Genomic DNA, 24,332 nt, shown 5'->3' on the forward strand with positions numbered 1-24,332 from the left:
GATGGCGCGAGCAGATGGAGGAGCGGCTGTACCGGAACTGGATGGCCAAGGAGAAGTTCCTGACCCTTTCCGATAAGACCCTCGATAGCGTCATCGACACGCTGTCGACGGCGGGCGTGGACAAGATGTCGGTGTTCAACATCCTCAAGGCCATCAAGGACAAGCACCCCGAGCTGGTCAAGGAGTTCGAGGACCTTATCTAAAACGTCTTACCAATAACCTTCTTCCTTTATTTTCTGACATCGGGCGTTTCTATTGTCACGCCAGGCACGCCGGTCCTGACCTTGATGGGATATCCTCCCTTGCTTCTGATCACCTCGGCCACCTGGTCCGGCCGGTCCGTGAGCGCCACCATGCTTCCCCCGCCACCGGCCCCGGTCAGCTTGGCCCCGTAGGACAGCGGGAGGGAGGCGTCGATCAGGTCGTCCAATGCCTGGCACGATACACCGAGGATCGCCAACAGCTTCTGGTCCCGGGTCATGAGCGAACCGAGCTTGACCGGATCGTTGTGACGGAGAGCCTCGCGACCTTCGATGGTCAATTGACCGATCTCCTCGATGACCTCGCGGGCGAACCGGCTCTTGTCCGCAAACCGCTTCACCTTGGCGACGAGCGGCCCGGTGGCCGCCGATATGCCGGTGAACCCGACCACCAGGTTCAGCTCCGGCACTTCGCAATGATGGATGTCCCAGTGCCTGGTGTCCTTGGCCAATTCCCATATGAAATCGTCGCCCTTGACATTGTTGACGAATATCCCTTTTCCATGCGCACTGGTCGATGTGTCGATCGGACTGGCCCGGCCTTGGACCAATGATTCGATCTCGAACGCGTTCCGGGCGACGTTCTTTACCTCAAGCTGCCCCTGCATCGCCTCTATGGCCCCCAAGGCTGCGACGGACACGGCCGCGGACGAGCCCAACCCAGAGCCCGACGGGAACTCCGACGTGGTCTCGATGGCCAGCGGACCGCCCTTCCAGAACATGCTGGTCGCTACCCCTACATAGGCATGGGTCCTCTCGTTCAAAGGATGTCCGTTGAGAGTGAACGAGTCCGACGGGGTGATGGAACAGAGCAGCCGCTGATCGATGGCCACCGCTATGGCCGGTTGGCCGAAGACCACTGCGTGCTCGCCCAGGAGGATGACCTTGCCCGGCGCCGATGCCACCACGCTCAACCCTTTGCCTTTCGACATGGACGCCTCCTCATCGGTGAATCCAGTAATAAGCATTGTCCGTAAGGCCAGGTAGAAAAATGAGAAGGGATTTTGGAAAGGAGTTTGTTCCTTCAGGCGATCCCGTAGCGCTTCGATGCCTCTTCCAGTGCCTCGTTGGGGGTCTTGCCCTTGAGGTCCTTGCGCTTGGCGTTCCACCATTTTTCCTCGAATTCCTCAAGCGCTGCCTGTAACTGCTCATCGTCCTCGAAGGTGTCGCCTTTCTCCTTGACGAAATCCTCCTTGAACTTGGCCAGCAGGTCGATGTTGTTCTCTTTGTTGACCACTGTGACGGATAGGAAGTCGTCGATGTTGTCCGCGACCACCTTAGCGTAATCCGAGGGTATGATGTCCATTACCAGGTCGAGTATGGCATTGCTGAGGGTGAGGAAAAGCATCTCGCGCTTGTTATCCTCGGGCATGTCCTCCTTGGCGATCACCTCGTTCAGGCTCTCATACCACACATCGCGCAGGACGTAGGATCTGGGTCCGTTCTTCTCGGAATAGTCATCGCCACCGCAGCACTCGCAGTGCTCCTCGTGCTCCTGCACCTGCTCCATGACCTCCTCTGCCACGGACTTCTCCTCCACCTTCTTGGCCGGCTTCTTGGCGGCGGCCTTCTTGGGGGCTGGCTTCTTTGCTGCTGGCTTGGTTACCTTCTTCTTTGATGATGTTGCTGCCAAATCGTTAACCTCCTCGATCTACACCGGGCCGCAGAACACGCCCCCGAACGAACGGACAGGACGTCTGGTCTCGGTCATTATCCCGTTGTGGCTTTTTCTATCTGTGTGATTCTGAGGAGGGTTATTAAGCTTATTGCATCATTTTATTCCCACGGTTTTTTGAAAACAAAGCTCAGACGGGACCTGAGCGCGTCCTGACCCATGATCGTCTTCTCGATCCTGATCTCCTCGAACGACGTCTCCGTCATTCCCGCAAAGAGCTCCCGCACCTCCTCCTCTAGAAAGTAATGGGTCAGCACACCTGTGCCCCTGATGAACGAACCTGGCTCAACCTCTTTTCCCCTTCCGTAGCGCATGTCCGACCTGGAGAAGGCCTTGAAGCGGACCTCCCCGCCGGGTTTCAGGACCCGAACGATGTCCCGTGCCGATCCTTCCCTCTCCTGTCGATACAGGTGTTCCAGAACGTGGAAGCAGGTGACCACGTCGAAGGTCCCGGTCCTGAACGGGAGATTGCCTGCATCGGCCAGAGCATACTCCTGGCCCTCCGAACAATACCTGGCACGGCACATGTCAAGTGCCACTGAGGAGATGTCGATCCCTACCACACGGACGCCGCTCATTCCCGAGACGGTCTTCCCGCTGCCGCAACCGACCTCGAGGACGACCGATCCCGGCGGAAGGTCGATCGATTGCCTTGGTGCCCCCTTCCATAGAGGACCTTTGGTGGAATACTCTCCATCCCATATCTGGCAACGCCGCCCCAGGCTCAGTTCTTCGGGCATCTAGATGCACCATGGCAGGACGTTTTGTCCAACTGACCGGACAAGATCGGCAGTAAATATAAGTCGTGCCCCCACCCTCCCGCCATTCAGATGAATTCCAGGGCAGAGGAGGCATTGCGCCGCCTGAACGAAGCGGGTATGCGGGCGAGGATCGTTCCTGTGAAGAGGGTCGTTGACATCGGTGCCGACATTCAGGCGCTCAAGGACGAAGGTCTGCTGAACCAGGAATTCTTCGATCTGTACATGTCGAAATTCAGCTACGAGACGGAAGTCATGCCGCCGACCGTAAAGTCCCTGTTCATCGTTGCCGTTCCAACATCTGGAATCACCATTACATTCACTCACCGAGGCGAGGAGCTACGGTGCCGGGTCCCGCCTACCTATGCGAACGTGAAGGATATTGACAGAAAAGTGAGATCCATATTGGAAGCGGCACTGCCGGAAGGCAAGGTGTCAAAGGCCATTTTACCATATAAGACGCTGGCCTCCAGGAGTGGCCTGGCGAAGTACGGGAAGAACAACATAACCTATGTGGAGGACCTCGGCAGCTTCTACAGGCTGACCGTATTCTTTACGGACATGGACATGGAAACTGACGATTGGCAGAGCAGAGAGGTGATGGCTGAATGCTCGGAATGCGATCGATGTCTTCGGGCCTGCCCCACCGGAGCGATAGGCAAGGACCGGTTCCTGATCCGGGCGGAACGCTGTTTGACGTTCTTGAACGAGATGCCTTCCGAAAAGGGATTTCCAGCGAGGATCGGATCGTCCGCCCATAACGCCATCGTCGGATGCATGAGATGCCAAGAGGTGTGTCCAATGGACCGGGACCATCTCGATTCATTCGTCGATGGGGATGTCTATACCGAAGAGGAGACCGATTACCTATTGCAAGGCGACTACCAGAACGAGGACGCAGAAGAGATCATGGAGAAGCTGGACTGCTCCGGACTGGACCTTTCCCTATTCCCGAGGAATCTGAAAGTGCTCCTCGAAAGTCATAACGATAAGTGAAAAATCGTTAGGTGTTAGAAATAGATAACTTTTAAGTAGATATGTTATAATTACATCACTAATTGTTAGAATTACATAACAATGATGAAGCGTGGAATAATGAGCATAAGCATGGCCAAAGCGAGAGCGATCAGCGTGTACATCGGCGGGGCCGCCCTGATCGGATGCGGAATCCTGATGATACTGAACGACACCCTGGACGGTTTCCTTTGGGTGGAGATCCTTGCCGGTCTCGGTCTTTTCGGCGGAGGCCTTTTCGAGTTCCTGGGATTGCACCAGCCCCTTAAGGACGAGAGGATCGCCAGGATCGGAACGAGGGCCGCCACATACTCATGGTACTCTGTTCTGGTCCTTATCGGCTTCATGGCAATGGTATATGGCATGGGCGGAGGCTACAAGATCGGAATGCCGCAGGCGGTCGGTTCACTGATCATCGTCATGGTCATATCGATGGTGGCATTCAACTGGTACCTTGGCCGGGAGGGCGATGTGGAGTGAGGACCACCATAAAGGAGAACCGTGCAAGGCTGAACATGACCCAGGAGGACCTGGCAAACAGGGTCGGGGTCAGGCGAGAGACCATCGTGTTCCTGGAGAGGGGAAAATATAATCCCTCCCTCCGCCTGGCACATGATGTGGCCAAAGCACTGGATTCCAAGATCGATGACCTGTTCTTTTTCGATGATGAATTGAAAGAGGATGGGGCCTTTAAAAAGAAATAGAGTTCAGGTCGGGACCGGGGAATTCATGGCCTTATTCAGAGACCGTGTTTTTCCCCTCAGAACCGGCACCGACCTGGTTGCATCACTCGGTCGGTTTTCCGTCGTATTCTTCCGGCTCCGCCAATGCCTGCGCCTTGGTGTGCCGAACGACCTTGTCCTGGTGCTCCGGGGGAGAATAGATGGTGTACAGCTTCAGATCATCCTTCTTCGAGGTGTTGACCACGTTGTGCCAGGCTCCCGACGGGACGATCGCTGCCATTCCGTCGTGGACCACGTGTTCCACTTCATCGATGATTACCTTGCCCTCTCCCGCCTCGAACCGGAAGAATTGGTCGACGGTATCGTGGACCTCCATTCCGATCTCCTCCCCTGGTTTCAGGGTCATGAGTACTAATTGACTGAACTTGCCAGTATAGATCACCCGGCGGAAATCGGTGTTCTTGTTCGTATCCTTTTCAATGTTTCCTACAAAGCCTTTCTTGACCATGTTTACTCCACCAAAATCTCGTAGACTTGGTTTCCCGGGGAAAAATGACAGAGCCCCCGGTATTTGTAACTGAGGGAAGAAGGTGTTTTCCAGTATTCACGTTGGGAGATTCCGACCGCCTATAGGCCTGGATAGCTGATAAGATGGTCCATAACGTAGGATATCTCCATCTTCTCGAACCCGAGTGGCTGTATCTTCTTGTCCAGCACGGCCAACAATTCCTTGTCGTCGGCAGCCTTGATACGGAACATGATCCGCCGGTCCCCGGTGACATGCAGTATCTCCGAAACGCTTTGGAGTTCCAGGAGTCCGGTCAGCGCCGACGATTCCTTCTTCGGATCGATCTCGGCCGAGACATAGGCGTCCGCTAATATGCCTACCCTTCTCTCATCCACGATCGCCGAATAACCAAGGATCGTCCGGTCCTCCTCCATCCCCTTGATCCGGTCGCGGATGGTCGATGGGGAACGTTGGAGCATGCGACCGATCTCCTCGTTGGTCAGCTTTCCATTCTTCTGCAAAAGCTGTAGGATGAGTCGGTCCAACTCGTCCTGCTTCATCGGAGGATGATTGTGGCCTCGCTTTAGAAATACTTTTCCTTATATGTCCACTACTGGCTTTGCTTTCGATGGCCAATGGTCAGGGTATCTCGCATTTTCCGCGCTGCCCAATGATCTTCTTTTTACGGAAGTATGAGGCGACGAAAGAGAGTGCTATCACGACGATGACCATGACCAGCACAACGGTCGTGGCCGTAGAACTGTCCCAGTAGGCGATGAAGAGCCCGCTGGCCAGTAGAATGAGCCCATATTTCGCAATGCCTCCGATGAGGACAAAAGTAAGCGATTTCCTGAGGCTCCAGTTACACATCGAAGCAAAGGCTCCCATGAAAGGGAGGATGGGGGCGACCCGGTTCACCAAGATCATCCTTTCATCTGGATAGATGAGGAATGCCTGGAATTTATCCACGCCTTTTTGGATCAACTTCGGGACCCTGACCTTCCTAACCACATAGTACAAGGTGCAGAATCCCAGGACCTCGGAGACAGCGATGGTGATCAGGATCAGGATGCCAAATCCCAGGGTCGATATCTGGGTCTGCAGTGCGAAGATGCCCACCGTGAACAGCTCCGGCACTGTCGGAAAAATGATGGCGTCGATATAGAACAACAGGAATATGCATATCAGTCCGCCCACGACACTGGTCGGACTGAAGATACTGATGATAACCTCGGTGATGCTCGCCATCTGCTAGGGGAATAACACTAATAGCTACTAGAGATTAGCTACGATTCTGCCCCCGCGGTCAGGTGTTTGGCGTGCATTTTAGAGCTCGGGGCGGTCCTGAAACACTGAGGAGCCGTATTGACCCCTTTTCATCAGGGCGTCATAAAGTATCACACGATGGTCCGATGCCATCACCGGCAGTTCCTTCAGCGGGAACAACACTGCCTCGGCCGCATCATCCCCTCCGGTCAGTTGGCCACAGATGGGCTTTAGATTGAACGCCAAGGTGATGAAATGCCCTCTAGGGTCCCTGTTGGCGGCGGAATAGACGCCGACCAGGTCCAACACCTCGGTCTTCAGTCCGGTCTCCTCCTCCATCTCCCTGACGACACACTCCTCGACGGTCTCCCCGTATTCGACGATCCCACCGGGGAGGGCGTACATGCCCTTGAACGGCTCCCTCCCTCTTTTGATCAGGACCACTTGGTCCTCGATCACCACAATGCCGTCGGTGGTAACCCACGGCTTCTTCCACATATTTTGGACCTGGGAGGTCGCCATCCTCGACCGGGTCCGGAACTCATCTAGAATAGACCTGCCCTCATCGGTCAGCAGCACCTTGCCGTCCGAGGCATAGGTCAGGGCGTTCGCCCCGATGGCCTCATCGATCGATTGAAGCCAAACCTTGGCCTCTCCCAACGACACGCCGATGCTCTCCGTCGCGGTGTCGAGCGACCCCAACTCTATTATCTTTTCCAGAAATGACGCCCGGCGGGCGTCGATTACCGTCTCGCCGTCCTTTTTGAGCTTGATTTCGCAATCGGTCTCTAGTGACATATGGATGCACCTCCCGGACTGTATTGAGACATAGATTAATACCACCCTTCGCTTTAGGAATCTTTTGTGTTGAACCTAAGAAAGAGGATACCCACCATAATGGACGCCGATGAGATCCTAGACAAGGCGTTCCGCAGGGCGGTCAAGATCGATGCGGAGGGAGATTCCAAGTTCGACATGATCCAGCGCAAGTCCGGGGCCCGCATCATGGCCACAGCGGACATCATCTCTACCATTCTCATAAAGTACAATCGGGCATTCCCATCGCTGAACGACCGGAACGAGTTCGTTGCCGAGCTCATAAACGTCCTGATCGGCGTCGATGAGCTGAAGAAGGCGTTGTCCAAACTAGAATGGGCAGCCCAGAAGGTGAGCGAGCTACAGAGGGAGTACACCGGAAAGGTGCGCCGAGCGACCGATCTGGACTCGATGGACAATGAGCGCAAGCAGTACTATGGCCGCATTTCGTCCGTCCTGAAGAGGATAGACAAGGACCTGAAATTCCTTCAGATGGCCCGCGAGGAGCTCCGCAAGGTCCCGGACTTCGACAACTCGATGCCGGCGGTGGTGATAGCCGGTTTCCCCAATGTAGGCAAGAGCCAGTTGGTGGACAGGATCAGCACCGCAAAGCCGCAGATCGCAGCCTACCCCTTCACCACACAGGGCATCGGCGTTGGTCATTTCGAGAAGGGATGGAGAAAGTTCCAGATCATAGATACTCCGGGGTTGTTGGACCGCCCCCTGGAGGACCGAAACGAGATCGAGCTCCAGGCCGTCCTGGCATTGAAGCATCTGGCCGATGTCATAGTCTTTGTGCTCGACCCGTCGGAGACATCCGGTTACAGCTATGAGAAACAGTTGCACTTGTTGGAATCGATCAAGAAATCCTTCGATGGCATCCCGATGATCGAGGTCGAGAACAAGGTCGACCTCGTTCGCACTGACAGCGACCGCATCAAGATCTCCGCCATGGCAGGCGAGAACTTGGATGAGCTGAGGGATGAGATCGTAAGGGTCCTTAAATCGACAGAGGCAGCGGCCATGCCAATGGAACCGCTGGCGTGAAATAACTTCTTGTTTCAGGGGATGCGGGATGAAGGAACTCGCCTGCAGCGACAACATGAAGCGGTACTTCCAAGACATGTACCGCGAGAACGACCGTTGTTATGAGATAGCGAAGCTTGCGCGTCAGCAGGGCTATGATCCAGAAACGTTCGTGGAGATACCCCAGGCCGAGGACCTGGCAGCCCGGGTGGAACAGCAGCTGTCCGACTGGCACGTGGAGGGTGTGGCCGACCGCATACGGGAGCTGAGCCTCACCCACGAAAGCCGGGAGGAGGTCTCGCTGCTGGTGGCCAAGGAGGTGGCCAAGTTCCCGGCCAAGACCCGGGAGGAGGCGCTCGACCGGGCGGTGCGGGTGGGACTTTCGGTGCTGACCGAGGGCATCCTGGTGGCGCCGATAGTCGGCATCGGGGCGGTCAAGATCGGGACCAATGGCGACGGCACCGAGTACGTTTCTGTTTTCTTTAACGGACCCATCAGGGCGGCGGGAGGCACCGGCCAGGCAATGAGCGTCCTGATAGCGGACGTCGTTCGCAGAGAGTTCGGCATCGGCAGGTACATACCCACCTTCCAGGAGGTGGAACGCCTGAAGGAGGAGATCCCACTCTACAAGATGAAGCAGCATCTCCAGTATCTGCCGTCGAACGAGGAGATCGAGCTCATCTACAAGAACTGCCCAGTTTGCGTGGACGGAGAGAAGACCGAGGATGCCGAGATCTCCGGCTTCCGCGATCTGCCACGCATCGGGACCAACGCCGTCCGGGGAGGCGTGGCGCTGGTCATATCGGAAGGCCTTTGCCTGAAGGCACCGAAGCTGGAAAAGCATGTCAAGAACCTCAAGATGGACGGTTGGGACTTCATCTCCGAGTACAACAAGATGAAGAAAGGTTCCGGAGAGAAGGGCGACAACAAGGTAAAGCCGGACTACAAGTACCTCAAGGACATGCTGGCTGGCCGTCCGGTGCTGAGCCATCCGTCACGGCCCGGCGGGCTGCGGCTGCGATACGGCAGGGGAAGGACGACCGGACTGGCCGCACTGGCCGTTAGCCCGGCCACCATGAGGGCGGTGGATGACTTCCTGGCCATCGGCACCCAGATCAAGATCGAGCGGCCGGGGAAAGCGGGGGCGATCACCCCGTGCGATTCGATCGAAGGACCGATCCTTCTGCTCAAGAGCGGCGACCTTATCCAGGCGAACACCATGGCCGAGGCCGACGCGGTAAAGACAGAGATCGTGGAGATCGTCGATCTGGGGGAGGTCCTTCTCCCGTTCGGAGAGTTCGTGGAGAACAACCACGTCCTGGTACAGGGCGATTATGCCATCGAATGGTATAAACAGGAGCTCCTGGCGGCGAGCGAATGGCAGCTTCCCGATGACTGGCTGGACCCGCCCACGTTCGAGAGGGCGCTGGAGATATCCAAGAAGTACCGGGTCCCGCTCCATCCGAAATACAACCTCTTCTGGTATGACATCAAGGTCCAGGAACTGGCGGCTCTGCGCGAACACCTCCTCAGGGAGGGCAAATGGATCAACCGGTCCCTGGCAGTTCGCATCGAGCCGGGCACGAAACGCACCATAGAGAACCTGGGCGCATTGCATACGGTCTACGGCGATGACCTTATCCTCACCAGGTACGCCATGCCGCTCCTGGCCGGACTGGGGCTGGGCGTGGAGGGCGAGAGGGTGGTGGCCAGGTCAGAACTGGCCGGGGAGAGCTCCCTGGACGCCGTTTCCGCCGCCATGGGCGTGACCGTGAGGGCCAGGGCCGTGACCCGCATCGGCACCAGGATGGCGCGTCCGGAGAAGGCCAAGGAAAGGCTGCTCAGCCCGCCCCCCCATGCATTGTTCCCAGTGGGGACTGCCGGAGGAGCCCAGCGGTTCATCGACACGGTCGCCCGCTCGGCCCAGTCGGAGAAGAGGGACGAGAACGGAAGAACATACTCAAGGAAGAAGGCGGGAGCGGTCAACGCATCGGTCGGTGTGCGGGTGTGCCCGGAATGCGGTGCCAACACCATACTCTGCCGTTGCGACTGCGGCGCCCATACCGTCCCGCGTGAGAAGCCGCAGGTCCAATCCATCCCGGTGGACGAACTGCTGGAGAAGGCTGCCGAAAGGGTCAACGAACCGATGCCAGAGAAGTTGAAGGGAGTGATCGGGCTGATCTCCAAGAACCGCACCCCGGAACCGCTGGAGAAAGGCATCCTCAGGTGGAAACATGGAATCCATGTGAACAAGGACGGCACCATCCGTTACGACATGACCGACGTGCCCCTGACCCACTTCCGCCCGCGGGAGATCGGTCTTTCGCTGGAGAGGGCGAAGCTGCTCGGATATGACCGTGACGCACACGGCTATCCGCTGACCGACGGGGAACAGGTCTGCGAGCTGAGGGTCCAGGACATCGTCCCGGCGAAGGTCTGCGGCGATTACCTGGTGAAGGTCGCCGATTTCGTGGACGACGAGCTGGAGAAGTTCTATGGCCAGCCCCGCTATTACAACGCCCGGACCAGGGAGGACCTGATCGGAGCGTTGGCGATCGGCCTGGCCCCGCACACCTCCGGCGGCATCCTGTGCCGCATCATCGGGTTCACCGAGGCCCACGTATGCTATGGGCATCCGTTCTTCCATGCTGCCAAGAGACGTAACGCGGACGGGGACGAGGACAGCGTCTCATTGCTGCTGGACGGCCTCCTGAACTTCTCCCGGGAGTACCTTCCGGATTCCCGCGGCGGCCTAATGGACGCCCCGCTGGTGCTGGCCACCAGGCTCGACCCGAACGAGATCGACAAGGAGGCGCACAACGTGGACGTGCTCTGGGAATACCCCCTGGCGTTCTACGAGGCAACCATGGCCATGAAGGCCCCGAAGGAGGTCCAGGACAGCATGGACCTGGTCGGCGGGCGCATCAAATCATTGCTGCAATACGAGGGATTCGGATACACCCATGACACCAACGATATCGCCGAAGGTCCGGTCTTCAGCGCCTACAAGACGCTCGGATCGATGATGAACAAGCTCCAGGCCCAGTTCGTGCTGGCCAAGGAGATCAGGGCGATAGACAAGATGGATGTGGCACACCGCATCGTCACCAAGCATTTCATGCCCGACCTCATCGGCAACCTGGGCGCGTTCTCCGGACAGAAGGTCCGCTGCACCAAATGCGGACACATCTACCGCCGGGTTCCGCTGACCGGCCGGTGCTATTGCGGCAACAACCTGACCATGACGGTGGCCGAGGGCAGCGTCAAGAAATATCTCAGGATCACCAAGCTGATCGGCAAGGAATATGGCCTCCCGAACTACACCAGGCAGCGCATCGGATTGATGGAGAGCTCGATCCAGTCGATGTTCGGCGGGGAGATCGACGACGAGGAAATCTCGATCGACGACTTCATCCTGGAGAAGGAGAACGCCAAGCTGAAGGGCAAGAAGAAGTCGAACATGGTCTGCTCCCTGGACATCTATGACGGGGCTGGCTGCGAGGCGGAGCCGGCATCGGAGGAGAGCATCGACGATTTCTCCGCAGAGGAGCCGGAGGAAACGGACGAAAGCCCCAGGCTGGATGATTGAGAGTATCCAGAAAAAATGAGGAAAATGGGGTTTGAATGGTTTAGGCCGCTTCCAAGGTGGAGACGAGCTCGCGGAAATCCTCGAACTTCTGTTCCAGGATCGCGAGCGCCTTCACCAGTGCCTGCTTGGCGGTGACCGAACCGTCCGTTTCGAACTCGAACACGAACTTGCTCTTGTCCCCTTCGACCTTGACCGCCTGGTTGTTCTTGCATACGTCGACGCAGGCCATGCACATGGTGCAAGAGACCTCGTTCTCGACCGTGACCTTGCCGTCCTTCTTGGTGAAGATCTTCTTCGGGCAGACATCGATGCATGCCCCGCCATTGTCGCACTTGGACATGTCGATCTTGACGCTTGGCAGGTACTTGTAGCCGACACCCGAGGTGGCTTGCCACTTGGCATGCTTCTTTCCGATGCCCAGTTCGGCCGAGGCATATACCAGGATGGCCTGCCCGGCCCCCAACCTCACGATCGGGATGAGCTGGTCCTTGACCCGGTAATCTTCGGAACCGAGCGGCTCCAGGTCGCCTGAGTACACTTCGCACGGTCCCTTCTTGTTGAGGGAGTACATGATGGTGCAGCTCGGACATCCTTCCCCGGCGCATGTACAGGCGTCCTTGGGCACGAACAGGCTTGGATCGGAGGGGATCGGCACGAGACCCAGCCGGTGCGACACGATCTCGTCGAACAGGGGGCTGACGCTCTCGAACTCGTTCCCTTCCTCGTCCCGTATCGGTCCGAGGTGGAACTCCACAGTCTCGATGGCCATCTTCGGGATCTCGGAGATGAGCACCCGGCGGAGTGCGTTGGCCTCCTCCGGGCTGGAGTCCGAGACCAGGAACTTGGCCTGGTGTTCGGTCATCTCGATTATCTTCACGTCCATGTTTGGAACCTCTTACACCCTTCTTCCCCTGCGGCCACCCTTCTTCTTGGTGCCATCATGCGGGACCGGAGTGACATCCTCGATGCGGCCGATCTTCATGCCGGCACGGGCCAGTGCCCGGATCGCTGCCTGAGCGCCCGGACCGGGCGAGGCGGACTTGTTTCCACCAGGAGCGCGCACCTTGACGTGTATGCCCTCGATGCCCTTCTCCTTGGCGATCTCGGCGACCCTCTCCGCTGCCCTCATGGCCGCGTACGGCGAGGATTCGTCCTTGGCCTGCTTCACGACCATACCGCCAGTGGCCTTGGTTATGGTCTCTGCACCGGTTATGTCCGTGAGCGTTATTATTATGTTGTTGTAGCTCGCGAAGACGTTGGCTATGCCCCATTTGCCCATTTACTGTACCCCCTTGTCCTCTGGTAGGTCGAGCGGGACGGCCGGCGCGTTGACCGTTGCGGCTGCGACGGCTGCCTCCCTCGGGACCTTCTTGACGAACTTCGGCTTGCCGAAGCCGCCTCCGCCCCTGCCTCCGAACTTGCCGCCTCTCCGGTCCTCGAACTGCGGCTCCCTCTTGGGCTTCTTGGCGCGCAGCTCCAGGGCTTCCTGCTGCGAGATGCGCAGCGGGTGGGTGTCGTTGGCGATGGGCGAGCGTGGGTTGATGACGATCTTGTCCTCTTCCCCGCGGGTCACTATGTAGCCCGGTATGGTGACCTTGCGGTCGTCGATGGCCACGTGTCCGTGGATGATGAACTGGCGTGCCTGACCGGGGGTGATGGCGAATCCCTTGCGCATCACGATGGTCTGGAGCCGGCGCTCGAGCATGGACTTGGTCTGTAGACCGAGCACATCGTCGAGGGTGGCGCCCTCCATCGGCAGGAGGCCTATCCTGGCGCAGCTGGTCAGCAGGTTCCTGGCCTCAAGCTTGGCCTGCTCCTCGCCGGTCCTGGTCCGGGCCTGGAGGTCCCTGGACTGCTTCCTCAGGTTCCTGACCTGGGTCTTTGCCTTCCAAAGCTCCCTCTTGTTCTTCAGGCCGTACTCCTTGACAACGATGGCCTCTTCCTTGATGCGCTCGCCCTGCCACGGGTGGGAGGGCGTGTTAAAGGCCTTGCGTGGAAATTTAGGGTCTCCCATAGTAACACCTTATTTCTTGACTTCCTTCGGCGCTGCTGCGGCTGCCGATTGGGCGGCTGATGGTGCCGACTTCTTCTCGCCCTTGTCGCCCTTGTCCTCGCTGCCGCCTCCCTGTTGGAGCCGCTGCCTCATGACACCGAGGGTAAGTCCGGTCCTTCCGTTCGACCTAGTGCGCTGGCCACGGACCTTCTGGCCCGTCTCGTGCCTTACGCCGCGGTAGGTCTTGATCATCTTCATGCGGTTGATATCGTCCTTCAGCATGACGTCCTGGTCGATGCCGACCACGTGCATGTCGTCACCGGTCTCGAGGTCGTTCTGCCGGTTGATGGCCCATGTGGGCGCGAAATCGGCGTAGGTGGAGATGAGGTTCTCCATCTCTTCGATCTTCTCGTCGCTGATGTTACCGATCTTCTCGTTCCTGGGGACGTTCGCCTTCTTGACGATGATATCGGCGACCCGGTTACCGACGCCCTTCACTCCCTGAATGGCGATGATGACCGTCTTCTCCCCGTCCAGGTCGGTGTTGACGATACGGACGATGTATTTGAAATTGGCATTCTCATGCTTGATGATGGCCTTGGTCGGCTCCTTCTTCTCGACGACTTCCGCCTTCGGGGCCTTATCATCCTTCTTATGGCCTTCCTTGCCCTTCTTCTCTTCCTTCTGGGGCTTCTCGGCCTTTTGCGACTCTTCGGTCTTTGGTTCTTTTTCCTTGTCAGCCAAAGGTATTCCTCCGGTGTACTGCAGATCCAATGATTCTGAATCTCCCCTCTTTGGAGTATCTCCACGACGCTCAAACGCGCCGGGTACAGTTCCCATCTCTGGATAGGGGTCCAGTCCGGGAACCGATCGCTCTCAGGAGCGACCGCTCCGAGCACATTAGGTGCTCTGGTAGGACTCAGTCAAGATATCGGTCGTATATAAGGTTTCCCAGGACACGAACGTCCTGGGAGGGGACAGGAATATTTGCTGGAGCTCATTTCCGGCACATGGTGCGCAGGATCTCTGGCACCTTGTCGAACGTGTCGTGCAGCCTCTCCGGATCTCCGCCTCCGCCAGTGGCATATTCCTTCTTCCCGCCGCCGCCCCCGCCGACCAGCTTCATGATCTCCTTCAGTGCCGCACGGCAGTCGACATCGACGTCGGCGCTCTTGGAGACGAACACCTTGGCGCTCTTCTCCTTGACCCCGATGACGGCGATGACGTTGCTCATGCCAGAAAGGATCTTGGACAGCTGCTCTGGGTCCTCCTCGCCCTCGGCGATGTGCACCACGACGCGCGTGTCCCCGAGCATGACGGCCGCCGATGCCAGCTGCTTCGCCTTCATCTCGGTGTACACGCCGGCGAACTGGTCCATGCGCTTCTTCTGGTCCCTCAGGTCGGCGTTCAGCCGGTCCACGCTCTCGGCGATCTTGTCCGGGGTGGTGTTCAGCCGCTCGACCAGGTCCTCCACGATGTCCTTGTCCTTCTGGATCTCCCTTACCGCGGCCATGCCGGCGGTGTACTCGATCCTGACTATGCCATCCTGGATCCTGTGCGTCCGACGTATCCGGACCGGACCGACCATGCCGGTGTGGCTGCAATGCAGCCCGCCGCATGCCTCTGCATCCAGTCCGACGACCTCCACCACCCGGATGATCTTGCCCGGGACCGCCCCTCCCTGATAGAGCCGGTAGCCGTGCAGCCTCTCCGCCACGTCCCTCTGCATGAACCCGATGTTGATCCTCAGGTCCTCCAGGACCACCTTGTTCACGTCGCGTTCCAGCTGGTCGCGCTGCTGCACGCTGAGGTTCTCGAAGTGGGTGATGTCCAGACGCGCTTCCTCGACCGCCTTGTGCGCCCCCGCCTGCCACACATGGTTCCCGAACAGGCTCCGGGCGCAGCCGTTGATCAGGTGCGCGGCGGTATGGTGCCGCATCAGCTGGAGACGCCTTTCCTTGTCTATGTGTCCCTTGACCGTCTCGCCGATCTTCGGCGTCGGTCCGTCGATGAAGTGCATGATGGCGGTCTTGGCCTTGATCACCTTTGTGACCTTGTGGCCGTTGAGAACGCCCAGGTCCCATTCCTGGCCGCCGCCCTCCGGATAGAAGGCGGTCTGGTCCAGCACGATGCCGCCGTTGTAGATGGCGATGACCTTGCCCTCGAACTCGGTCAGCTCAGCGTCCTCGTAGTAGAGCATGCGGGTGTTGGGCATGCTCTCCGGGAACTCCTCCTTCCTGACCGTTTCAGCCTCGGGCTTCTCGTGCTTCTTGGCGACCTGCATATAGAAGTTGTCCGGGACATCGATCTGGTCGGGAGCGAACTCCTTGGCGATCTCCGGATTCAGCCCATGCGAGTCATAGAGGTCTATGAGCTTGTCGATGGCCAGCTTCTCCCCGGGCTTCAGGTCCTTGGTCATCCGGGACACCAGCTGCTTGCCGCGTCCCAACGTCTCATAGTACCGGCCTTCCTCGACCTGCACCAGGTTCATGATGTCTTCGCGGTTCGCGTACAGCTCGGGGAATATCGGCCCGAAGTAATCGATCTGCTTGCTGACCATGTCGGCCAGCCTGACATCGATGCCCAGCGTCCGGATCGAACGGAGCGCGCGGCGCACCAGCATCCGGGCGAAATAGCCTTCGCGGACGTTCGACGGAACCACGCCGTCGTTCAGGAGCATCATCAACGCCCGCGAATGGTCGCAGACCACGTAGATGTCCTCCAGCGGCGTCACTATCTTCATCAGCTCCTCATAGCTGATCCCGATCCTTGCGGCCGTCATCTCACGGATGCGCCGGACGTCGGCGGCGGTCTTCATGTTGGTGGCGCCGGCCACCTTGCTGTACTCGGTGAGCACCGGCGAATCGGACGTGACGCCCACGATGTCCTTCAGGTCCTGCAGGACCGGTCCGAACACCGCCTCATACGCGGACGACTTGCCCTGGGAGACCCAGCAGATGCGCTCCAGCCCGTAGCCGGTATCGACCACGGTCATGTTCATCGGCTTGCGGCCCTCGGGCGTGTCCCGGTACATCATGAATACGAGCGTAGCGACCTCGACGCCGTCCAGAATGACCTCTACGCAGGGACCGGCGTTTCCACCGCCCTCCCACCACTCCTCGATGTAGCGCATCTTCTTCGGGTCGGTGCCCAGGCTCTCGGCGAAGAACCGGTGGCACAGCTCGACCGTCCGGTCCTTGAAATATATCTCCTTGCCCTCCTTGTTGAAGGCATGGTGCGCGCACATCTCGAAGAAGGTGAAGTGCCTGCCGGTCTTTCCGACGTTGTCGATGTCATTGAACCGGACGCAGGTCTGGGAGATGGTGAGCGGGTTGGCCGGCGGATCGATGACCCCGTTCAGCACCCATGGCTGGAAATCGTAGATGGATGCCTGGGTGAAGAAGACATCGTCCCTCCAGCGGGCCACTATCGGGTAGCGCTTGACCCGCCCATGACCGTTCTGTTCCATGAATCCCAGGTAGGCCTCCCTGGTCTCGTGGAGGGTCAGGACCTTGTTCATCGGAGAGTTGCCTATGAATGTGTATTCCTCGCACGGCGGCTCCCCGCAGGAAGGCCAATCGCCGAGGCTCCAGAAATGACGCCCGCACTTGGGGCATTGCTTCCTGATAAATCCATTGTCCAGGAAGAACTTGAGATCGAACTCTGAAGCGGTCATCGCCGCATTATGAGACGGTTCTTATATGAACTTTATTCACTGTGGGTCAGGCCAAGACGGATGACCGGATCTACGCTTCCTGGCGTCCTTTTCCTTCCTTGGAAGAAGGGCGGAACAGCTCGTCGTTGCCGGAGTAGTCCACCCTGGCGTCGATGACCGCCAATTCCTTGTTCTTGAGGCAGCGCTTCAGCGTTTCCTTCAGCTCGTCCGCCCTTTCCACAAGGTAGCCCTTGGCTCCGAACGACTCCGCATATTTGACGAAATCCGGGTTGGTGAAGTCGCAGCCGTAGTCCCGGCCGAAGCTCCTCTTCATCTTCACCTTGATCAGCCCGAGACCGGAGTCGTTGAAGATTATCGTGACGAAGTTCACCCCGAGCCTCTTGGCGGTTTCCAGCTCCGCTGATGTCATCATGAAGCCAGCATCCCCAACGACCGCCACCACGTCCCTTTCCGGACGGCACATCTTTGCCGCCAATGCACCCGGTACGCCTACCCCCATCGTGATCAGGCCGTTCGGCAAGAGCAGTGTGTTCTCCCTGCGGACCGGGTAGTTACGCGCGAACCATATGAGATGGGCGCCGACGTCGGGAACGACGATGTCGCCCAGCCCCATCACCTCCCTGACCGCCTTGACCGCGTTCTTCGGGTTCATCCCGGCTCCGTCAGGATGGACGGAACTCAGCTCTTCCCAAAGCCGGTCCCGAATGTCCGAGACCCAGCTGCGCTTCGGCACCCCGATCCGGTAGAGCGACTTCAGCATGTACTTCAGGCCGCCCAGCACCTGGATGTTGACGTTCAGGTTGTGCGCGTAACCGACCGGGGATTCGCCCACGTAGACTATGGTCTTCGGCCTACCGACGTTCCAGAACTGCGGTTGGAACTCTGGAGGATCGTATCCTGCAAGCACGATCACGTCCGCGTCCTCGAAAGCGGATATGGCCGTATCGAAATTGCGCATCCCGACGGTGTTGAGTGAGAGGGGGTCGTCGAACGGCATCACACCGGAACCCATCCAGGTGTGCGCCACCGGTATGTTCCACGAGCGAGCGAACGCCTTTAGCTCCTTCCCTGCGTCGGCGCGGACCACGCCATGCCCAGCAAGGATCAGCGGCCGTTCTGCCCGGTTAAGCACCTCCGCTATGCGCGTCAACGCCGATGATTCATGTCTGGCCCGTATGATTGGGCAGACCGGTATCGGCGCCTCGGAGCAATCCTGTTTCATGATGTCCTCGGGCAGCTCGAGCATCACCGGCCCCGGCCTTTCCCGGCGGGCGGTGTCGAATGCCTTACGCACCAGCATGGGCACTGTCGAGGGAGCTCGGACACCGAACGAATCCTTGGTTACTGGCCTATAAAGACTGATCAGGTCGACGACCTGTTTCTGGGGCGGGTCCATCCGATTCTGCCCCGCCTGGCCGCACAACGCGATCAGCGGCAGATTGCTCAGGAACGCGTCCGCGACGCCGTTCACCATGTTGGTGGCCCCCGGGCCGAGGGTGGACAGACAGACCCCTGGCTGGTTGGTAAGCCGGGCCTGTACTCCGGCCATGTATGCGGCCGAGTTCTCGTGCTTGGTCAGGATGAACTGGATGGATGAGTCTGCCAAGGCGTCCATGGTGTCCATGTTCTCCTCCCCTGGGATGCCGAAGACGCACTGCACACCCTCATTCTCCAGGCTGCTGACCAACACCTTGGAAGCTTTCATCTCGCCTCACTCGAACGTGTTCGCCCGATCCTGGAAGAGCGAGTCCACCGACTCTCTGACCGCCGCCCTGACCGGGCCCTTGGCAGTGTAGGATTGTATCCCTTCTTCCTTCAGATATTCCTTGGCCGGGGTGCCGATGCTCACCGAGATCACCACATCGCAACCCCGGAGCGCCTCTGCCAACATCTCCAGCTTTCCCTTGTGCGCGTCCCCCAGCATCGCCACGTTCGGCACTGGATCCACCGAGATCGGGTCTGACTCCGTAATGTTCGTCCCTTCCACCCGAAATACGTAGAATTTCTTGGCCTGGCCGAAATGAAGGTCCACATTCTCTCCGGTAAGTGTGGCCACAGCGACCTTGTATACGTTGTTACCTTGCATCTGGATCTGAATGGCCCCCTTGACCGGCATATCCCGGGCCTGGCACGAATAATGTGCGAACTCAGCGGAACGGTCCTCGCCCAGCAGTCCGATGGCATCCGCACGACAGAAACGACAATGCCTCATCTGTTTGATGTCTGGTTCGCATAGGTCCTGCAACTTCTTACGTTGTTCGGGGGTCGGGGCCTTTATCTCGGCGAACTTGGTGCCCGGCACCGGTATCATAGGGATTATGTTCACGACGTAGGCCCCAAGTGCCTTGACCTTTCGGGCAACCTCGGGAATGTGATCGTCGTTGACGCCTGCGACCATGACCGTGTTGATCTTGACCAGCATACCGGCGGCTACGGCTTTCTTGATGCCCTCCATCTGCTTCTCGATCAGTTTGGCCGCGGCCTCCTCGCCCCGGAGGGTATTTCCCTCCCACACTACGAAATCGTATATCTTCGCCCCGACCTTGGGGTCGACGGCGTTGACAGTTACCGTGATGAACTTGATCCCCAGCTCCTTCAGCCGGTCGACCGTTGACGGCAGCATCAGCCCGTTGGTGCTCAGGCACAGCGTCAGCTCCGGAAATGCCCTGCCCACGAGCTCCAGGGTCTTGAACGTCTCCTCATTGGCCAGCGGGTCTCCGGGTCCGGCGATGCCGATGACGCTCAGATATGGGATGCGCTCTTTGACATAGCGTATCTTTTCCACCGCCTGCTCAGCGGAAAGCACCTCGCTGGTGACCCCAGGCCTCGATTCGTTGGTGCAGTCATACTTACGATTACAGTAGTTGCATTGGATGTTGCACCGTGGAGCCACTGGAAGGTGCATGCGGGCAAACTTCGTGTGGGCCTTCTCCGAATAGCACGGGTGCGTATCCAGTATCGCTCTAAGCTCGTTGGATATCTTATCTTCCATATGCTCCCGACCGCATTGGAACGCGGGATATTGAATACTATCGTCAATTGTTACGATACATCTGGACCTCTATTTCCAGGGCTTCGTGGCACTGTAGGAGAGATTAATCTACTAGGCCGTGATTGTTTTGGACGGATGTTGGACGAAAGGGTGATGGAGAGGCTCATCCGCAATATGAACGAGCACATCCCTCCAAAACGGAGATCGCTCGCCGCTATGCTCTATGAGAATGATCCATTCTATGAGGGCAAGGATGGCAGGAAATACAAGGTGTCCAAGGACGAGCTCAAGAAATTGGCGTCCTGCGCTGACCCATGGGACCTTGAACGGATAAAGATCCCGATCCTGCTTATGACCGACACCAGCTACGGGAACGGATATTGGAAGGTCATCGGCAAGGCTGAGACCCGGTTAATATCCCGTTTGATCAACCGGGAACCGGAGAAACCGGACGAGATCATCATCTTCTACCCGCAATTGAACGATCTGAGAAGACAATTTCCTACAGCGACAAATGCGATGTACATGCCTTGATCGGGCCTAGAGCTGCCGCTCAAACCCGTTGATCTCAGAAAAGTATCAGAAATTCATGCATGGAAGATGCCGATACGCAACTGGTTCTCCACCTGTTGATAGTACTGGAACCTTTGACCGTCGGAAATCCGATCCTTTCGATCTTATCAGAGCCCGGCTTAACCTCAAAACTGTGGGCAGCGCTATCGCTCATCCATCAGATCTTCAAGAAAAAAAGATAATCGATTATGCTAATGGAAGATATCATACGCAAATCGTGCGGTCCCACCTGTTGACTGCACGAGAATATTACTGTCTCAGGAAAAATCAATCACATTCAAAACTTTGCAGAATTCGAATAACGATTCCACTGATCTTCAAACATTGTTCAAAAATTGAAAGAAATTGATTTTTTGGAAGAGTTAGATATACGCAACCTGTGTAACGGCTAAGCCAAAGCCTACCATTGCTGGTAAGCGGACAGTGATAGCGGCTAATGGACATTAGTTATCGCGGACTGAATACCTCGGCGAACCTCGATACTTACATCCCGATTCTATCAAACTCGTCATTTACGAGCGTCCTAAGATGCTTCTTTTCCAAGGTTACTTCGAGCTTAGATGCGTTCAGCTCTTATCAACTAGTGCGTGGCTGCTCAGCAATGCCTTGTCAGACAACTGATGAACTAGAGGCACCGGATCCCCGTTCCTCTCGTACTAAAGGATCCTTCTCGTCAAGCATCAAAACACTTCCACCAAAAAGCAACAAACCTGTCTCACGACGGTCTAAACCCAGCTCACGATCCCTTTTAATGGGCGAACAACCCCACCCTTGGCAGCTGCTGCACCACCAGGATAGGGAGAGCCGACAGCGAAGTAGCAAGCCGCCAGGTCGATATGAACTCTTGCTGGCGACGACTCAGTTATCCCCAGGGTAACTTTTCTGTCATCAATCACCCCCATTAGGAAGGTTGATTGGTTCGCTAGGCCCTACTTTCGTATCGCCGATTCTTGTTGTCCGAACCGGCGTCAAGCTAGCTTTTACCCTTACATTCACCGGCAGATTTCTGACCTGCCTGAGCTAACCTTTGGGCGCGCTTGTTACCTTTGTGAGCGCGTGGCGCCCCACCCAAACTGCCCACCTATAGGTGTCCTTCTTACGAAGTAAGTGATACAAATCCAAAAGAGCGGTGTTTCATCGTTGGCTCGGAGACCAGCTAGCGCTGGTTCCTGGGTAACGCCTCCCGCCTACCCTACACAATCAGGTTCATACCACAACAACAGGCTGCAGTAAAGCTCCATGGGGTCTTCGCTTTCAGGTGGAAGATACTGGATTGTGCGCCAGTACTATTAGTTTCACCGGCTTCCAGGCGGGGACAGTAGAGCTCTCGTTGGGCCTTCATGCAAGTCGCCAATTAAGCGACAAGGTATTACGCTACCTTAAGAGGGTCATAGTTACCCCCGCCGTTTAACGGTCCTTCGTTCGGTTGAACCCGAGTTTGAGATACCGTCACTGGGCAGGCTTCAACCACAATACTAATCCTTTCGGACTTGCTGTGATCTGTGTTTTTATTAAACAGTCGGAGCTCCCTGGTCACTGAGACCAGCAACCTTCGTTGCTGGCACCGCTTATCCCGAAGTTACGCGGCTAATTTGCCGAATTCCCTCGCCTGAATTCTCGCCGACACGCCTTAGACTTCTCATCTAGGGGCACCTGTGTCAGATCTTGGTACGATCGATTAACTGACTCTAGTACCGTTTTCATGGGCACCAGGAATCGTCCGAAGAGGACTTTCGTCCTCCTACTCATGCTTTCGCAAAGTTCTCACCATTACGGTTCTTCCTAAGCTTACACACTTGAACAGCCAGACAAGACTGCTCGAATTATCCCGATGCGTCAGGTACTAGACAGAGGTTAATCGGCACAGGAATATTGACCTGTTTCCCTTTCACTATTTTCGATTAAGTAATAGTTTAGGATCGGCTAACCCTCGGCTGACGAACATTGCCGAGGAACCCTGGCCCCTACGGCGGAACGGATTCTCACCGTTCTTTGCTGCTACTCCTACCATGATCCTTATACAAACACGGTCCACCAGACCTCACGGCCTAGCTTCTACCCATGCATGTCACCTCGTTACCAGATCACCTTTCGGTGCTCAATAATATCGGTATCCGGTTTAGCCCCGTCCATTTTCAGGGCCCATAATCTCGACTGGTGAGCTGTTACGCTTTCTTTAAAGGATGGCTGCTTCTAAGCTCACCTCCCAGTTGTCTTCGACTACAGACGCCTTTTGTTATTACACTTAACCGGAATTTAGGGACCTTAATTATTGGCTGGGTTGCATTCCCTGATGGACCCCAAGATTACCCCAGAGGCCCTCACTCCCGACTTCTACGGTGGTTACAAGTTCGGAGTTCAACAGGCGACCGATGACTTTCGTCACCTAAGCCCCCAATTGGTGCTCTACCACATAACCTACCTCCATCGAGGTCTAACTGCGATTAGTTTCACGAGGAACCAGCTATTTCCAGCTTTGATTGACCTTTCATCCCTATGCCCAGGTCATCCCAAAGATTTGCACATCATTACGGGTTCGATCCTCCACCTTCCTTTCGAAAGGCTTCAATCTACCCAGGCATAGATCAACTGGCTTCGGGTATCCCTCCAATGACTCCAGGCGAGCGCACCTCGCCCCTCACCCTTGCGGGTTGCGGGCTAGTTGGTTTCCCTCCGGCTCCGATCTTCTAGATCTTAGCCTCGCCATTGAACAGAACTCCATGGCCCGTTATTCGAAACGGACGAGTGGACACTGGTACGGCTTGCGCCATCATCCCTTCCATGCCACACTCAACTTATAGCCGATTGGTTTCAGGCTCTTTTTACCTCCCGTCAAGGGTACTTTTCAGCTTTCACTCACGCTACTACTGCGCTATCGGTCTCGAGACGTATTTAGAGTTGGAAACTAATGTTTCCCAGCTTCACGCGCGATATCCAACGCACGTTACTCAGGAACATTGGCAAGCTTCTTTTCGACTTATCCGTACGGGACTATCACCCTCTATGGTACTGCGTTCCAGCAGATTTCTGGTTGATCGATTAAGAAGTAACCAAGTCCACAACACCACATCTCCCTCATATTTCTACGAGGGATTCAGTTTGCTCTGTGCCGCTTTCGATCGCCTTTACTAACGGCATCCCTATTGGTTTCTTTTCCTGCGGGTACTAGGATGTTTCGATCCCCCGCGTTCCCGATCCTGTAAAGGACCATTCCGAAGAATATGAAGTCACATTAGGTAATCGTCGGATCATAGGCTTCTTGCACCTACCCGACGCTTATCGCAGCTTGACACGACCTTCTTCGGCGCTCGAGCCGAGCCATTCCCCAATCGGCGTAGCAATACGCCGCTATCTAATTTACTGTCGGCTTAACACACGTCCAGGTTGCGTATGATTGGTAATCACCGAATAGTCGAGAACTCTTCCAAATCTCGACCTTCTCTACCACTTCCCCGGCGAAAGGTTATTTCCCGGGTGCATTGAGCATAATTTTCACGAGCCAG

Annotated in this window: 21 protein-coding genes and 1 rRNA gene; 7 read left to right on the forward strand and 15 right to left on the reverse strand. The window is 56.9% G+C overall.

What is annotated here, in order from left to right; genetic code table 11:
* On the forward strand, positions 1 to 203 hold a 203-nt coding region (locus VGK23_02450), incomplete at its 5' end, for an NAD(P)/FAD-dependent oxidoreductase (GenBank protein HEY3419392.1).
* Between the two features lie 26 nt (positions 204 to 229).
* On the opposite strand, the gene mvk is transcribed toward VGK23_02450, so the two are convergent.
* The 3 genes from mvk to VGK23_02465 form a co-directional block, all read right to left on the reverse strand.
* Positions 230 to 1,192, reverse strand: a complete 963-nt coding sequence (gene mvk, locus VGK23_02455; GenBank protein HEY3419393.1) for a mevalonate kinase — start codon at positions 1,190 to 1,192, stop codon at positions 230 to 232.
* A gap of 92 nt (positions 1,193 to 1,284) precedes the next feature.
* Positions 1,285 to 1,893, reverse strand: coding sequence for a hypothetical protein (locus VGK23_02460; protein HEY3419394.1), 609 nt, complete (start codon positions 1,891 to 1,893; stop codon positions 1,285 to 1,287).
* 143 nt (positions 1,894 to 2,036) lie between these two features.
* Positions 2,037 to 2,675 carry a class I SAM-dependent methyltransferase gene (locus VGK23_02465; GenBank protein HEY3419395.1) on the reverse strand — a complete coding sequence of 213 codons (639 nt, stop codon included), beginning with the start codon at positions 2,673 to 2,675 and terminating at the stop codon, positions 2,037 to 2,039.
* A 90-nt stretch (positions 2,676 to 2,765) separates the two neighbouring features.
* Here VGK23_02465 and VGK23_02470 point away from each other — a divergent pair, with 90 nt between their 5' ends.
* The 3 genes from VGK23_02470 to VGK23_02480 all read left to right on the forward strand — a co-directional run bounded on the left by VGK23_02470 (position 2,766) and on the right by VGK23_02480 (position 4,411).
* Positions 2,766 to 3,689 carry a 4Fe-4S double cluster binding domain-containing protein gene (locus VGK23_02470; protein HEY3419396.1) on the forward strand — a complete coding sequence of 308 codons (924 nt, stop codon included), beginning with the start codon at positions 2,766 to 2,768 and terminating at the stop codon, positions 3,687 to 3,689.
* Between the two features lie 111 nt (positions 3,690 to 3,800).
* Positions 3,801 to 4,187 carry a hypothetical protein gene (locus VGK23_02475; GenBank protein ID HEY3419397.1) on the forward strand — a complete coding sequence of 129 codons (387 nt, stop codon included), beginning with the start codon at positions 3,801 to 3,803 and terminating at the stop codon, positions 4,185 to 4,187.
* Positions 4,184 to 4,411 (forward strand): helix-turn-helix transcriptional regulator, encoded by a 228-nt coding sequence (locus VGK23_02480; protein ID HEY3419398.1) that lies wholly within the window; start codon positions 4,184 to 4,186, stop codon positions 4,409 to 4,411. The genes VGK23_02475 and VGK23_02480 overlap by 4 nt, the downstream gene beginning before the upstream one ends.
* An 82-nt stretch (positions 4,412 to 4,493) precedes the next feature.
* Here VGK23_02480 and VGK23_02485 read toward each other — a convergent pair whose 3' ends face one another.
* The 4 genes from VGK23_02485 to VGK23_02500 form a co-directional block, all read right to left on the reverse strand.
* A complete protein-coding gene (locus VGK23_02485; protein ID HEY3419399.1) occupies positions 4,494 to 4,898 on the reverse strand; it encodes a cupin domain-containing protein in 405 nt (134 codons plus the stop codon).
* Between the two features lie 119 nt (positions 4,899 to 5,017).
* Positions 5,018 to 5,458 (reverse strand): Lrp/AsnC family transcriptional regulator, encoded by a 441-nt coding sequence (locus VGK23_02490; protein ID HEY3419400.1) that lies wholly within the window; start codon positions 5,456 to 5,458, stop codon positions 5,018 to 5,020.
* 79 nt (positions 5,459 to 5,537) lie between these two features.
* The gene (locus VGK23_02495) at positions 5,538 to 6,146 is read right to left on the reverse strand and encodes a hypothetical protein (GenBank protein ID HEY3419401.1); all 609 of its coding nucleotides are present in this window, start codon (positions 6,144 to 6,146) and stop codon (positions 5,538 to 5,540) included.
* 78 nt (positions 6,147 to 6,224) lie between these two features.
* Positions 6,225 to 6,962, reverse strand: coding sequence for an NUDIX domain-containing protein (locus tag VGK23_02500; protein ID HEY3419402.1), 738 nt, complete (start codon positions 6,960 to 6,962; stop codon positions 6,225 to 6,227).
* A 66-nt stretch (positions 6,963 to 7,028) separates the two neighbouring features.
* Here VGK23_02500 and VGK23_02505 point away from each other — a divergent pair, with 66 nt between their 5' ends.
* Both VGK23_02505 and VGK23_02510 read left to right on the forward strand, forming a co-directional pair.
* Positions 7,029 to 8,027 (forward strand): GTPase, encoded by a 999-nt coding sequence (locus tag VGK23_02505; protein ID HEY3419403.1) that lies wholly within the window; start codon positions 7,029 to 7,031, stop codon positions 8,025 to 8,027.
* Between the two features lie 28 nt (positions 8,028 to 8,055).
* Positions 8,056 to 11,595, forward strand: coding sequence for a DNA polymerase II large subunit (locus VGK23_02510; protein HEY3419404.1), 3,540 nt, complete (start codon positions 8,056 to 8,058; stop codon positions 11,593 to 11,595).
* Positions 11,596 to 11,635: 40 nt separating this feature from the next.
* Here the strand turns inward: VGK23_02510 and VGK23_02515 are convergent, their stop codons facing one another.
* The 7 genes from VGK23_02515 to nifB form a co-directional block, all read right to left on the reverse strand.
* Entirely contained in the window at positions 11,636 to 12,478 is an 843-nt protein-coding gene (locus tag VGK23_02515) for a DNA-directed RNA polymerase subunit D (protein HEY3419405.1), read from the reverse strand.
* A 12-nt stretch (positions 12,479 to 12,490) separates the two neighbouring features.
* Complete coding sequence (locus tag VGK23_02520) at positions 12,491 to 12,874, reverse strand: 30S ribosomal protein S11 (protein ID HEY3419406.1); 384 nt, start codon at positions 12,872 to 12,874, stop codon at positions 12,491 to 12,493.
* Positions 12,875 to 13,609, reverse strand: a complete 735-nt coding sequence (locus tag VGK23_02525; GenBank protein ID HEY3419407.1) for a 30S ribosomal protein S4 — start codon at positions 13,607 to 13,609, stop codon at positions 12,875 to 12,877. It lies immediately after the preceding gene.
* Positions 13,610 to 13,618: 9 nt separating this feature from the next.
* Entirely contained in the window at positions 13,619 to 14,332 is a 714-nt protein-coding gene (locus VGK23_02530) for a 30S ribosomal protein S13 (protein HEY3419408.1), read from the reverse strand.
* Between the two features lie 253 nt (positions 14,333 to 14,585).
* Entirely contained in the window at positions 14,586 to 17,264 is a 2,679-nt protein-coding gene (alaS, locus tag VGK23_02535) for an alanine--tRNA ligase (GenBank protein ID HEY3419409.1), read from the reverse strand.
* Positions 17,265 to 17,334: 70 nt separating this feature from the next.
* Positions 17,335 to 18,969, reverse strand: coding sequence for an acetolactate synthase large subunit (locus tag VGK23_02540; protein ID HEY3419410.1), 1,635 nt, complete (start codon positions 18,967 to 18,969; stop codon positions 17,335 to 17,337).
* Between the two features lie 6 nt (positions 18,970 to 18,975).
* On the reverse strand, positions 18,976 to 20,256 hold the full coding sequence (gene nifB, locus VGK23_02545; GenBank protein HEY3419411.1) for a nitrogenase cofactor biosynthesis protein NifB: 1,281 nt from the start codon (positions 20,254 to 20,256) through the stop codon (positions 18,976 to 18,978).
* 135 nt (positions 20,257 to 20,391) lie between these two features.
* On the opposite strand from nifB, the gene VGK23_02550 reads away from it, so the two are divergent.
* Complete coding sequence (locus tag VGK23_02550; protein ID HEY3419412.1) at positions 20,392 to 20,790, forward strand: DUF61 family protein; 399 nt, start codon at positions 20,392 to 20,394, stop codon at positions 20,788 to 20,790.
* A gap of 462 nt (positions 20,791 to 21,252) precedes the next feature.
* On the opposite strand, the gene VGK23_02555 is transcribed toward VGK23_02550, so the two are convergent.
* Positions 21,253 to 24,181, reverse strand: a 23S ribosomal RNA gene (locus VGK23_02555).
* Positions 24,182 to 24,332 lie beyond the last annotated feature (151 nt).

Source organism: Methanomassiliicoccales archaeon (assembly GCA_036504055.1).
In the GTDB taxonomy this organism is placed as follows: Archaea; Thermoplasmatota; Thermoplasmata; order Methanomassiliicoccales; family UBA472; genus DASXVU01.